The following is a 12,215-nucleotide window of genomic DNA, read 5'->3' as shown; positions in this document are numbered from 1 at the left end:
GGGCATCCCACGGCCGTCGCTGCGGGCATCCCACCGCCGCGGCGGCTGCGGACATGCCACGGGCGGTCGCGGACATGCCACGGCCGCGGCGGCTCCCCTCCGCGCCGCCGCGGCCGTTCCCCGTCGTGAGACGTCGTTCGCCCGGGTCAGTCGGTCGGCTTCACCGGCTTCAGCGGCTCGGACGTCGCATGCGTGTCCATGGGGCGCATCTCGCCACCGGTCGCGTGCGTGTCCATGGTGCGGATGTCGCCGCCGGTGGCGTGGGTGTCCTGAGTCGTCACCGGCTCGGACGTCGCGTGCGTGTCCTGCGGCTTGAGGATCGGGTCCTGCTTCTTCGCGTCAGCCATGATGAGCTGCCCTCCCGTTCGGGTTTTCTTCTGCTGGTGGGACGGACCCGCCCGGCTGCTCCCCCGATGGCTGCCGGACGGGTCCTCCAGGGCGGCTCACCCTAGCGGTATGGCCGCGTGTCCCCCGTTTGCCCCCGTCGTTTCCCCCGTCTTCCCCCCGACGCGAGGGGCTGACAGGAAGGACAATGCACGGCGGCGATAAACGAACGATGAACGCCCCGGCCGGCGGGCGGACGACCCGCCACGACCCGCCCCTCCGGACGAGAACGCCCCGTCCGCTCCGAGCCCCGCCCGGCTCGCGGGCGCCTACGCCGCCGCGGCCGGTGCGAGCAGCGCGCGTACCTCGGCGCCCTCCGGCGACCCCAGCTCGTCGTAGATGCCGAGCGCCTCGCGCCAGCACACCTCGGCCCTGCCGGTCTGCCCGAGACCGCGCAGTGCCTTGCCGAGCACCGTCAGTACATTGCCCCGGCGCCACTCGCCGCCGATCCCGCGGAGCACGGTCAGCGCCATCTCCGCGTTGGACGCCGCCTGCGCGGGCCTGCAGCCGGCGAGGTCGGCCTCCGCGAGGCGAAACAGCGTCATCCCCTCCCACAGCCGCTGGCGGCTGTCACGGAAGATGTCCAGCGCCTCGTGCAGCCGCGCGTTCGCCTCCGCGAGCTGGCCGCTCCTGGTGAGCGCCATACCGAGGGCGTATCGGGCATTGGCGCCGCGCAGCGCGTGGCCCATGCGGTCGTATATGTCGATGCCCTGCTGGGCCAGGGCCACCGCGCTGTCCGTACGGCCCATGGCGAGATGGATGCGCGACAGGTTGCAGAGGGCGGCCGCCTCGCCGGGCGCGTTCTCGCCGGCCCGGAAGTCCGCGATCGCCCGCTCAAGGTGCCGCTCGCCGTCCGCCTGCCGGTTCTGGTAGATCGCGATGACACCCCGGTGGTTCGACGCCCAGCAGCCGGTCAGCGGATCGCCGGCGGTCCGGGACAGCTCCAGTGCCTGCCGGGCCTCCTCGTCGGCCAGGTCGAACCGGCCGGCGACGAGATGCACGTTGCTCAGCGTGATCAGCGAGCGGCCCTCCGCGCGGGCGTCGCCGCAGGCACGGGCCGCTTCCGGCATGGCCGCCGCGACCCCCTCGTACTGCTTGGAGTTGGCGCCCGACTCGGCCAGGTCGAGCGATGCCCACAGCAGATCGACCGCGCGCCGGAACGTCTTGGGCCCGGACGACTGGCGTACGCAGGCGAGCAGTGTGCCGGCCTCCGCGTACAGCCAGTCCTGGGCCTCGTGCCGGTCGGCGAACCGGAGCCCGGCCGTGCCCGTCGGCTCGAGGTGCTCCACGAGCCGGTCGCCCGGCCGCTCCATCGCGTACACCCGTGCCGCGGTCGCCAGATAGAAGTCCAGCAGCCGCGACAGTGCCGCCTCCCTCTCGGCCGGGGGCTGTTCGTCCCGCTCGGCGCATGCACGCGCGTAGAGGCGTACGAGGTCGTGGTAGCGGTACCGGCCCGGTGCGGCCGACTCCAGCAGTGAGGTGTCGACCAGTGCCTCGAGCAGGTCCTCCGTCTCGTGCAGCGGCAGGTCCAGCACCGCGGCCGCCGCGGCGAGCGAGATGTCCGGGCCGTCCGCGAGGCCCAGCAGCCTGAAGGCGCGGGCCTGGGCGGGCTCCAACTGGCCGTAACCCAGCTCGAAGGTGGCCTTCACCGCCAGGTCTCCGGCCTGGAGTTCGTCGAGTCGGCGCCGCTCGTCGGCGAGCTTGGCCGCGAGCACGGAGACGGTCCAGGTGCGCCGGGCGGCCAGCCGGGACGCCGCGATACGGATGGCCAGCGGCAGGAAGCCGCAGGCGGCGACCACGTCCAGTGCCGCCTCCCGCTCGGATCCGACCCGTTCCGCCCCGACGATGCGGGTGAACAGCTGGAGCGCCTCCTCGGGCGACATCACGTCCAGGTCCACCAGGTGCGCGCCGGCGAGGTCGACCATCCGCACCCGGCTCGTGATCAGCGCGGCGCAGCCGGCGGTGCCGGGCAGCAGGGGCCGGATCTGTGCCGCGTCCCGGGCGTTGTCGAGCAGGACGAGCACCCGCCGTCCGTCCAGGGTCGAGCGGTACAGCGCGGCCCGCTCGTCCAGCGTGGCGGGGATGGCGGAGTCGGCCGTGCCGAGTGCGCGCAGGAAGACGCCGAGCACCGTCTCGGGCTCCGAGGACCTGCTGCCCGTGCCCTGGAGGTCCACGTACAGCTGACCGTCGGGGAAGTGCTTGCGCGCCTGGTGGGCCACATGGACGGCGAGGGTGGTCTTGCCGACGCCGCCGATGCCGGCGAGCGCGGACACCGCCATCACGGAGCCCTCAGCGGTGGCGAGTTGGCTTCCCAGGTCCCTCACGAAGGAGGAGCGGCCGGTGAAGTCGGGGACGGTGGCGGGCAGCTGGGCGGGCCGGGTGAACTGCGGGGCCGGGGCGTGCTCCTCGCTGGGACGGGCCAGTTCCGCGTCGGCCCGCAGGATGCGCTGCTGGAGGCTGGACAGCTCGGGCCTCGGGTCGACGCCGAGTTCGTCGGCGAGCAGCCGGCGGGTGTCGGCGTAGACGGCGAGCGCCTCCGCCTGTCGCCCGCTTCGGTACAGCGCGAGCATCAGCAGCTCGCGCAGCCTCTCCCGCAGCGGATGCGTGGCGGTGAGTGCCGTCAGCTCGGAGACGGCCTCCGCGTGGCGGCCGATCTCGAGGTCGATGTCGAGGCGGGTCTCGAGCAGTTGCAGGCCCCACTCGACGAGCCGGGTGCGCTGGTTCTCCGCGTACGGCCCCGGCACGTTGGCCAGCGGTTCGCCGTCCCACAGGTTGAGCACCTTGTTGATCAGCGCACGCGCCTGGGCGCGTTCGCCGGCGGCGCTCGCCTTGTGCGCCTCGGCGGCCAGCTCCTCGGCGACCGCGAGGTCGAGGGCGTCCCGCCCGATCCGCAGGGCGTAACCGCCCGATTCGCTGACCAGGGAGTCGTTGAGCGCCTTGCGCAGCCGGGAGGCGTACGTACGGATGGCGGCGAGGGCCTGCGACGGAGGCTCTTCGCCCCAGATGGCGTCGATCAGCTCGCTCGCGGTCGCGGTGCGACCGTCGCGCAGGAGTAGTGCGACCAGCAGGGCACGCTGCTGCGGTGAACCGGACGGCAAGGTCTGCGCGCCCCGCCGAACCCGCACCGGTCCGAGCACACTGAAGTGGAGTTCGGCCTCCTCGCTCTGAAGCGGAGCGCGCTGGTTCGGTACGCGTGGCCCGCTGTCACGGTCCATTGGTGCCCCCTGCCCGTACTGCCGGAATCGCCCTCGACAGTCTGCCCTGTTGGGGGCGGTCGCGTCAGCAGCGGGGCGTGTCCGTCTCGCTGCCGCGCGGGTGACCGGCTGCCCGCTTCTGATCAGGGGCGATAGACCGTTCCGGGTTCGGGGGCGGCCGGTGAGAGAAGCTCGGGGACCGTGACGAAGGTGTAACCGCGCTTCTTCAGCTCGGCGATGATGCCGGGCACGGCGGGGACGGTTCCGTCGTAGATGTCGTGCAACAGGATGATGCCGTCACGCCCGGCCTGGTCGAGGATGCGCTCCTTGATGAGCTCGCTGTCGGTGGTCGAGTAGTCCTTGGCGGTGGCGCTCCACAGCACCTGGGAGAGGCCGAGCTCCTTGCTGACCTCCGTCACCTCGTCGTCGGTGCGGCCCTGGGGCGGGCGCATCAACCGCGGCTTCTCGCCGGTGATCTCGGCTATGGCGTCCTGGGTGCGGCCGAGTTCCTCGCGTATCGCGTCCTTGTCGAGCTGGTCGAGGCGCTTGTGCGTCCAGGTGTGGTTGGCGACCTCGTGGCCCTCGGCGGCGAGGCGGCGCACGACGTCGGGGTGCTTGAGGACGTGGTTCTTGCCCAGGAGGAAGAACGTGGCGTGCACGTCCTCCTTCTTGAGCATGTCGAGCAGCTCCGGGGTGTCCTTGCCGGGGCCGGCGTCGAAGGTCAGGGCTATGCACTTGGCCTCGCCGCAGTCGACGGCGGGCCCGGACCTGCCGCTCGCGAGCGGCTTGCCGTCGGACTTCGGGGCGTCTGCCCGGGCGTCGGCGGGCGAGGTGCTGTCGACGGAGCAGCCGCCGAGCAGCAGCGCGAGCGAGGCGGCGAAGAGGGCCGGGACAACCCGGGCCCGGCTTCTGTGCGTCCTTGTGGGCATGGCGAGAATCCCCGTTCCTGGTGGCGTGCAGGCGCCGACGCCTGCGGTGACGGCGCGGCACCGGTGGTCGGCCGGTGCGCGTGGCTGCACTATACACGGCGTGTATACATGGAGTTCATAGTGGTCGGGTCGTGAGCCCGGCCGCGCGGTGGGGAATCCAGCCGTAGCTGACGAACCGTCAGATCGGCGCTACCGTGAGAGCCATGGAGACCTTCCCCAAGATCATCTCGGTGGACGACCACACGGTGGAGCCCCCCAACGTCTGGCGGGACCGGCTTCCGTCGAAGTACGCCGACACGGCCCCGCGCGTAGTCCGCGCGCCCCTGAAGGAAATGACCTTCATGGGCGGCACGTTCGCCCCCGTGATGGGCGAGCCCGGCGACGAGGGGCCGGTCGGCGACTGGTGGGTGTACGAGGACCTGCACCGGCCGCTCACCCGCCTGGACACGGCCGTCGGCTACGACCGCGACGAGATCAAGCTGGAGATCATCACCTACGAGCAGATGCGCCCCGGTTCGTACAGCGTCCCCGAGCGCCTCGCCGACATGGACGTCAACCACGTCCAGTCCGCCCTCTGCTTCCCGACGTTCCCCCGCTTCTGCGGCCAGACCTTCACCGAGGCCGCCGACCGTGAGCTCGGGCTGCTCGGAGTCCGGGCCTACAACGACTGGATGGTGGAGGAGTGGTGCGGACCCGAGGCCCGGGGCCGGCTCATCCCCCTCACCCTCGTCCCGCTGTGGGACGCGGAACTGGCCGCCGCCGAGGTCCGGCGCAACGCCGCGCGCGGTGTGCGCGCCGTGGCCTTCTCCGAGATACCGCCCCGCCTGGGCCTGCCGTCCATCCACAGCGACGACTGGGACCCCTTCCTCGCGGCCTGCGACGAGACCGGCACCGTCATCGCCATGCACATCGGGTCCTCGTCGAAGATGCCGTCCACCTCGGCGGACGCGCCCCCGGCCGTCGGCTCGACGATCACATTCGCCAACTGCTGCTTCTCGATGGTCGACTGGCTGATGAGCGGCAAGTTCGAACGCTTCCCGGGTGTGCGCGTCATGTACGCCGAGGGTCAGATCGGCTGGATCCCGTACATCCTCGAACGCGCCGACGTCGTCTGGGAGGAGAACCGTGCCTGGGGCGGCGTGGCCGACAAGGTCACCCGGCCGCCGTCCGAAATCTTCGCGGAACACGTCTACGGCTGCTTCTTCGACGACGCCTTCGGGCTGAGGAACCTCGACGCGATCGGCGCCGACAACGTCCTTTACGAGACGGACTACCCGCACTCGGACTCGACCTGGCCGAAGTCGAAGGAGGTCGGCGAGGCCCAGATGGGCCACCTGGCGCCCGACATCGTCGACCGAATCGTCCGCGGCAACGCGATCGACCTGCTGGGCCTCACCCCCGACGGCCTCTGGCCCGGCCCGTAGCCGCTTTTCCGGACCAAGAGCTCGTCCTTGGCTGTACTTCGCGCAGGGCCCGGGCGATTGCGGGAGCAGAAGCTCTTGGTCGGGCCGCTGTGGGAGCAGCGGCCGGCCCGGTTAACCGGTTGCTGACCCTCGGGATGGAGTGTCTGATCCCGGCTATGACGATTGTGCTGGGTACGCCGACTGCCGACGGGGTACGCGAGGCCATGGCCGCGCTGCGGGAGTGGCAGTACGACGAAGCGCCGATGCATTTGCATTCCGGGGACATCGGCTGGAACTACCGGTTCGGAACGGCCGAGACGGCCGCGGTGGTCCGGACCTGGAGTCGGGACGGGCGGATTCTCGCGGTCGGGATGCTCGACTCGCCGACGCTGGTGCGGATGACGGTCGCTCCGGACGCTTTCCAGGATGGGGACTTGGCGCGGCGGCTCGTCGAGGACTTCTCGCTGCCTGAGCGCGGCGTGCTGCCGGAAGGAGCGGTGTCCATCGAGGCGCCGCTGGGCCTGCTGCTCCACGACCTGCTGAGCAAGGAGGGCTGGGGCGTCGACGAGCCGTGGACGCCGCTCTTCCGCGACCTCACCGAGCCGGTGGAGGACCCCGGCGTGCGGATCAAGCCGGTCGGCCCGGAGCAGGCGCAGGACTTCGCCGACGTCCTGCGGTCGGCGTTCAACACCTCGCGGCCTACGCGCGAGTACTGGCACGCGATGTCGGCGGGACCGTTCTACGCCGACGCCCGCTGCCTGGGCGCCTATGACGACCAGGGCAGCGTGGCGGCGGTGGTGACGGTGTGGTCGGCCGGCCCGGGGAAGCCGGGGCTGGTCGAGCCGATGGGCGTCCACGAGGACCACCGTGGTCGCGGCTACGGCCGGGCGATCACCGTGGCCGGGGCGGCCGCGCTGCGGGAGATGGGCTCGTCGAGCGTCCGTGTGTGCACGCCGAGTTCCAACGTCGGCGGCGTCGCCACGTACAAGGCGGCCGGGTTCGAGGTGCGGCCGGAGGTGCGGGACCGGATCCGGACGGGCTGACGCCGGGGCTGCTCGGTGAGGCGGCAGTCTGGGCGTGAATCGTCCGGCTGGTCGCAAGGCTCGGACGGCTTCGAGGGTTCGCCCGCCGTTGCCGGTGCCGGGCTGCATCGTCGTCATTTGTGGTCGCGCAGGAAGGCAGGGATCTCGTCGCGGGTCGGGTGGTTCGGTAGGGGGGCCGGCTTGTCCTGAAGGAACGCAGTGATGACGGCAACGGCTCGGTCGTTGTTGTCGTCGAGGCCGTTCCACATGTGGTGTCCGACTCCGGGCATGTACTGCGTGCGCTGGATGGCAGGGTCATGGGCAAGGACGGCGGTCGCCCATTGACGGACCTGGGAGGAGCACTCGGCGATCATCAGCATTGCGGGGGTCCGGGACTGCCTCAGTTGCGGGGCGATGGAGGGCGAGTCCTTGACCGTCTGCTGGACGCGGAGGCTGGCGGCGGGGCTGAAGGAGAAGTTCTGTGCCGTGTCCTCGGTGGGGATGCGGTGCGCGTCGCGCGCACAGTAGGCGGATGCGGTGTCGCTGCCGAGGTCGGCGGCGGTGAAGGCGTTGTCGCCTTCGGCCTGTCCGATCAGTTGGGTGTCGGGGGTGAGGAGGCCGAGTCGCATGAGGCCGAATGCCACGGCGTACCGGGGGACGTGCGTCGATCGCGGTCCGGTGGGGGTCGGCGCGAGGCCGCGTGCGGATTTTCGGCCCTTGTGCCCGGTGATGTGTGCGGTGGGGCCGTCCATGGGACCGGGCTCGGCGATGATCGCCCGGTGCAGGCGAGCGGCGACGCCGGGGTCGGCCAGGGCTTGGGCGAGCACGACACCGCCTCCGGAGAATCCGAGGACGTCGACCTTGCCCTTGTCCAGGCGGTCGACGAAGGCGGCGAGGTCACGGACCGACCTGGAGATCGTGTACTGGTCCATGGGGAGCAGGTCACTTCGTCCGCCACCGGCCTGTTCGTAGGCGTAGACGTCGTAGCCCTGGCGTGCCAGGAGTCGCAGAAACCGGTGGTCCTGCACCGAGATGCCGCGGACGGGTCCTCCGTGGAGGTACACGAACGGGACGGGATGCCGGGGGCCGGGGTTCGCGGGCGGATAGTGATACACCGCGACCCGGCTGCCCGTGGCCAGGTTCCAGTGCTGAGTGGACACGAACGGCAGCGCGGGCGGGTAGTGCCGGGCCGTCGGCACGGTCGGGATGCAGACCGTCGCCGTCAACGCCGCCGCGACGATCACCGGCAGGAACGGCACGAGCCGCGCCGGCCAGGTGCGGCGCCGGCCCCGCCACAGCGCGAGGACAGTCCCGGTCCCGAGGGTCGTCAACCACGCGGCGAGCCCCGAAGCTGCCCCGTCCGTGAGGGCGATCAGTGCGAGAAAGACGACGACCAGCGTTGCGACGGCGGCCAGGGCCGGCAGTAAGCGTCCGGTGAAGCGGACGAGACGTATGGCGGACGTGGGCATAGCGGACCTCCGACAGTTTCAGAACGCTGTTTCAAAACGACGTTATCAAAGAAGGTAGGCTGCTGACCGTGGGTAGGCCCAGAACAAACGACGAGGCCGTCAAAGAGCGGCTTGTGGAGTGCGCGACCGAGATGCTCGCCACCCGTCCACGGGAGTCGGTCACGGTCCGCGCCGTGGCCGCTGCTGCCGAGGCGTCGACGACGGCGGTGTACTCCTTGTTCGGTGGCAAGGACGGGCTGATCGGTGCGGTGCGCGACAGAGCCGTCGCCGGCCTGTTCCAGGACCTGTCGACGGTGCAGACCTCCACGGACCCTCTCGCCGACCTCTACGCGCTGGCCGTCGCCTACCGTCGTTGGGCGTGCGGACACAGCCACCTGTACACGGTGCTGTTCGGTGGTGTGCAGTCCTTCGACCCGTCGGGAGAGGTCGGTGCCATCGACCCGATCCGTCCGCTCCTCGCGGCGATCGATCGCGCCTTGACGGCGTCCGTCCTCGCCGGTGACGCAACGGCGATCGCCCTCGCGATCTGGGCAACCCTGCACGGGCTCGTGACTCTCGAACTGGCCGGGGCCCTCGACGCCACCACGGCCGAGGCCGCATTCCACTCGACGATTCCCGCCACGCTGCGCGGATGGACGACCCCGGAGGTGTTCCGCGGTCTTCGCCAAGCCGAACGTGCTCGGTGACAGGATCAGCGCCGGTATCCGGGCTCCCCCGGTCCTGGCTGAAGCAGTGGTGCGTGGTCGGTGAAGACCGGCATGCCGAGGTCGACCAGCTGCGGCCGGCCATCGGTCGGAGCCTGCTTGAGGCTGTTGAGCTTGGCCATCGCGCCGTCAAAGCCGACTTGACGTCCTTCGACCTCGCCGAGCCGGCCATCGGCGCGGGCCTCGCGGTGCGCTCGCGAAGGTTCTGCCCTCGCAGCCAATCGCGTTGAGAGCCCGACGCCTCCCGTGCTTACCTCTGACGTGATCACGAACGAACCGGAGGGGGCGGCGGGCATGGTGCTCGGAGAACTGGTGAAGCTGCGGGCGATGGGCCCGTCGGACGCCGAGGCGCTGTGGCGGTGGAACCACGACCCGGACGTCATGCGCTGGATGAACGACAACCACCCCTCGACGCCGGAACACGTCGAGAAGTGGCTCGCGGAGCGCCCGCGCAACACCTACGGAGACCTGCTGCTCGGCATCGAGGCCCGAAGCGACGCGCAGCTGATCGGCCTCGTCGCCCTGCACGACGCCGAACCTGAGACCGGCATCGCGGAACTGGACATCTACCTCGGCGAGAAGGAGTACTGGGGCCGGGGCTACGCCACGGACGCGATGCGGACGGTGTGCCGCTACGGCTTCGACACGATGCGACTCCACAAGATCAAGCTGACGGTCGTCACGGAGAACCACGCCGCGCAGCAGGTCTACAAGAAGGTGGGCTTCGTCGAGGAGGGCCGCCTCCGCCAGAGCTTCCGCCGTGACGGCGTCTGGTACGACCAGTTCGCGATGGGACTGCTGGAGGGGGAACTGCGCGAGGCGTGAGCCCCGCGCGCCGCCTCCCGCGGGGAGAACCGTGAATTCCCGCTTCGCTGCGCGGAAACAAACACCACGCTGCTTCGCAAGGTAGTCGGAGTTTCCCCTCACGCCCGGTCAACCGGCTCATCGGGCGGTTGGCGTATCCGTAAGTCACCCCGCATCCTCAAGAGGTCCATGCGAATCGTCGGCGTGCCGAGCGGGTCAGGGCTGCGAGATCGTCTCGATGCGCGGCTCGGCGATCGACCGGTAGTCGATCGCCGCCAGTGCGAGGGACCGGTCGAGGCGGGCGGCGTTGAAGTAGATCTCGGAGTGCCGCAGCAACTCCGGGTCGACGAGCAGCTCCAGGCGCTCCTCGAACGAGAACGGCAGGATCGTCCCGCTCTGTGAGCCGGCCAGTTCCTCCGCCGCGTCCTGGGAGGCGAAGGAGACGTACGTGCCGCCGAACAGTTCCTTGATCCTGGCCAGATCCACCCGCCTGTCGCCGGGCACGACGGCCAGGGCGTAACGGGTCACCTTCTTGCCGACCTTGACCATCACGACAATGCACTTGGCCGCCTGGGCCAGAGTGTTGCCCCGCAGCGCGCTCACGGCCTCCGTGGCTCCCTCCGGGGCGTGCTCGATCACCCGGTAGGCGGCGCCGTGCTCGTCGAGCATGGCGATCAGCTTGCCGTACATGTCGTTCTCGCTCATTGCTTCCCCACCTCGCTGGACCCGACGGTCCTCGACCCCCGACGGCTGCCCGGACATGGTGGCAGGTCCGTGCCGTCACGGGACGGCGGGCCGTGGCCGGATCCAGCCGTTCCGGGCCCGCTACCTGCAGCCGCCGGTTCGCGGGAACATGCTGCCCATGACGCTCTCCCTCGCAGAAGCAGACAAGATGCTCGCCGACAACTTCGCGCCCTGGGTCCTCGAACTGGGACTGTCCGTCCTGGAGACGGGCGACCTGCACGCCGTGCTGAGACTTCCCTGGGACGCCCGGCTGGCGCGCGAGGGCGGCGGGCTGAGCGGGCAGGCACTGATGGCCGCCGCGGACACCGCGACCGTGATCGCCGTGTCCTCGGCGCGCGGCGCGTTTGTCCCGATGACGACGGTCCAGCAGTCCACCACCTTCCAGCGGGCCGTCGTCGGCGCAGACGTACTGGTCGACGCGCGCCTCACCAAGCTGGGCAGGCGCATGGCCTTTGCCGACGTCACCATGACCGCGGAGGGTGCGGACGGCCCGGCCGCCCGGGCCTCGACGGTGTATGCCCTGCTGGGCTGACACCCCCGCATTCCTCGCCTGTGGGCGCACCCCTTGTCTGATGGCGCGTCAGCTACGACGATGGCGAACAGCCGTTTGTGACGGGCCGTCAGATTGTGGGGAGTCTCCATGGTGGCGTACGGGATGCAGCTTCCGGTCCAGTCCCAGAGCACCCTCTACGCCGAACCCTGGGAGGTCGAGGCCGGCCCGGAGGGCCTCGCCGATATCGCCCGGGCGGCCGACCTGGCCGGTTTCGCGTACATCGCCGTCTGCGACCACGTCGCCATCCCGCGCCGCCTCGCGGACGCCATGTCCACGGTCTGGTACGACCCGGTCGCCACCCTGTCGTTCCTCGCGGCAGCGACCGAGCGGGTCCGGCTGCTGAGCCATGTCGCCGTCGTGGGGCTGCGCCACCCCCTGCTGACCGCCAAGCAGTACGCCACCCTCGACCATCTGTCCGGCGGTCGGCTGATCCTCGGCGTCGGTGCCGGGCATGTGCGGGAGGAGTTCGAGACGCTCGGCGTCGACTTCGACGCCCGTGGCCCCGCCCTCGACGAGACGCTCGACGCGCTGCGGGCGGCGCTCGGCCCCGAGGAGTTCCCCGAGTTCGACGGCGAGCGGTACTCCTTCAAGGACCTGGGGCAACGCCCGAGGCCCGCCCAGGCGCGCGTCCCCGTGTGGGTCGGCGGGTCCTCGCCCGCCGCCGTGCGCCGGGCCGCGCTCAAGGGCGACGGCTGGCTGCCGCAGGGCGACCCGCGCGACAAGCTGCCCCGGCAGATCGCCCGGATCAAACAACTGCGCGAGGCGGCGGGCATCGAGGCGCCCCTCACGATTGGCGCGATCACCGAACCCCTCTACGTCGGCGAGCCGAACTGGCGCACCGGTCGCAGAACGCTGACCGGGAAGCCGGATGCGCTCGCCGAGTCGCTGCGCGCCTACGCGGTGATGGGCGTGCACCAGATCCAGGTGCGGTTCCGCAGCAGGAGCCGCAGCGAACTCACCGACCAGATGGCGGCCTTTGCCGCCGACGTCGCCCCGCACCTCGACTGAC

General features: G+C 70.8%; 12 protein-coding genes. 6 read left to right on the top strand and 6 right to left on the bottom strand.

Going from position 1 to position 12,215, the window contains the following annotated elements:
- Positions 1-146: 146 nt before the first annotated feature.
- The 3 genes from ACIQ7Q_RS16115 to ACIQ7Q_RS16105 all read right to left on the bottom strand — a co-directional run bounded on the left by ACIQ7Q_RS16115 (position 147) and on the right by ACIQ7Q_RS16105 (position 4,507).
- Positions 147-347, bottom strand: a complete 201-nt coding sequence (locus ACIQ7Q_RS16115) for a hypothetical protein (RefSeq protein ID WP_403861313.1) — start codon at positions 345-347, stop codon at positions 147-149.
- A 306-nt stretch (positions 348-653) separates the two neighbouring features.
- Positions 654-3,599, bottom strand: coding sequence for an AfsR/SARP family transcriptional regulator (locus ACIQ7Q_RS16110; RefSeq protein ID WP_403861310.1), 2,946 nt, complete (start codon positions 3,597-3,599; stop codon positions 654-656).
- A 122-nt stretch (positions 3,600-3,721) separates the two neighbouring features.
- Positions 3,722-4,507 carry a polysaccharide deacetylase family protein gene (locus tag ACIQ7Q_RS16105; protein WP_403861307.1) on the bottom strand — a complete coding sequence of 262 codons (786 nt, stop codon included), beginning with the start codon at positions 4,505-4,507 and terminating at the stop codon, positions 3,722-3,724.
- A gap of 203 nt (positions 4,508-4,710) precedes the next feature.
- Here ACIQ7Q_RS16105 and ACIQ7Q_RS16100 point away from each other — a divergent pair, with 203 nt between their 5' ends.
- Positions 4,711-5,931 carry an amidohydrolase family protein gene (locus ACIQ7Q_RS16100; RefSeq protein WP_403861304.1) on the top strand — a complete coding sequence of 407 codons (1,221 nt, stop codon included), beginning with the start codon at positions 4,711-4,713 and terminating at the stop codon, positions 5,929-5,931.
- 155 nt (positions 5,932-6,086) lie between these two features.
- Positions 6,087-6,953, top strand: a complete 867-nt coding sequence (locus tag ACIQ7Q_RS16095) for a GNAT family N-acetyltransferase (protein WP_403861301.1) — start codon at positions 6,087-6,089, stop codon at positions 6,951-6,953.
- 113 nt (positions 6,954-7,066) lie between these two features.
- Here the strand turns inward: ACIQ7Q_RS16095 and ACIQ7Q_RS16090 are convergent, their stop codons facing one another.
- Positions 7,067-8,401, bottom strand: a complete 1,335-nt coding sequence (locus ACIQ7Q_RS16090; RefSeq protein ID WP_403861298.1) for an alpha/beta fold hydrolase — start codon at positions 8,399-8,401, stop codon at positions 7,067-7,069.
- Positions 8,402-8,469: 68 nt separating this feature from the next.
- Between ACIQ7Q_RS16090 and ACIQ7Q_RS16085 the strand changes: the two genes are divergently transcribed.
- Positions 8,470-9,087: a TetR/AcrR family transcriptional regulator gene (locus ACIQ7Q_RS16085; RefSeq protein WP_403861295.1), complete on the top strand. Its 618-nt coding sequence runs from the start codon at positions 8,470-8,472 to the stop codon at positions 9,085-9,087.
- A 5-nt stretch (positions 9,088-9,092) separates the two neighbouring features.
- Here the strand turns inward: ACIQ7Q_RS16085 and ACIQ7Q_RS16080 are convergent, their stop codons facing one another.
- Positions 9,093-9,227 (bottom strand): hypothetical protein, encoded by a 135-nt coding sequence (locus ACIQ7Q_RS16080; protein WP_403861292.1) that lies wholly within the window; start codon positions 9,225-9,227, stop codon positions 9,093-9,095.
- A gap of 139 nt (positions 9,228-9,366) precedes the next feature.
- Here ACIQ7Q_RS16080 and ACIQ7Q_RS16075 point away from each other — a divergent pair, with 139 nt between their 5' ends.
- Positions 9,367-9,930, top strand: coding sequence for a GNAT family N-acetyltransferase (locus ACIQ7Q_RS16075; protein WP_403861289.1), 564 nt, complete (start codon positions 9,367-9,369; stop codon positions 9,928-9,930).
- 195 nt (positions 9,931-10,125) lie between these two features.
- On the opposite strand, the gene ACIQ7Q_RS16070 is transcribed toward ACIQ7Q_RS16075, so the two are convergent.
- Positions 10,126-10,614 (bottom strand): YbaK/EbsC family protein, encoded by a 489-nt coding sequence (locus ACIQ7Q_RS16070; protein WP_403861286.1) that lies wholly within the window; start codon positions 10,612-10,614, stop codon positions 10,126-10,128.
- Positions 10,615-10,771: 157 nt separating this feature from the next.
- On the opposite strand from ACIQ7Q_RS16070, the gene ACIQ7Q_RS16065 reads away from it, so the two are divergent.
- Positions 10,772-11,185, top strand: a complete 414-nt coding sequence (locus tag ACIQ7Q_RS16065) for a PaaI family thioesterase (protein WP_403861283.1) — start codon at positions 10,772-10,774, stop codon at positions 11,183-11,185.
- A gap of 108 nt (positions 11,186-11,293) precedes the next feature.
- Entirely contained in the window at positions 11,294-12,214 is a 921-nt protein-coding gene (locus ACIQ7Q_RS16060) for an LLM class F420-dependent oxidoreductase (RefSeq protein WP_403861281.1), read from the top strand.
- The last annotated feature ends 1 nt before the right edge of the window (position 12,215 follow it).

The organism is Streptomyces sp. NPDC096176, assembly GCF_044763255.1.
GTDB lineage: Bacteria > Actinomycetota > Actinomycetes > Streptomycetales > Streptomycetaceae > Streptomyces.
This window is presented reverse-complemented; position numbering and strand designations above follow the sequence as displayed.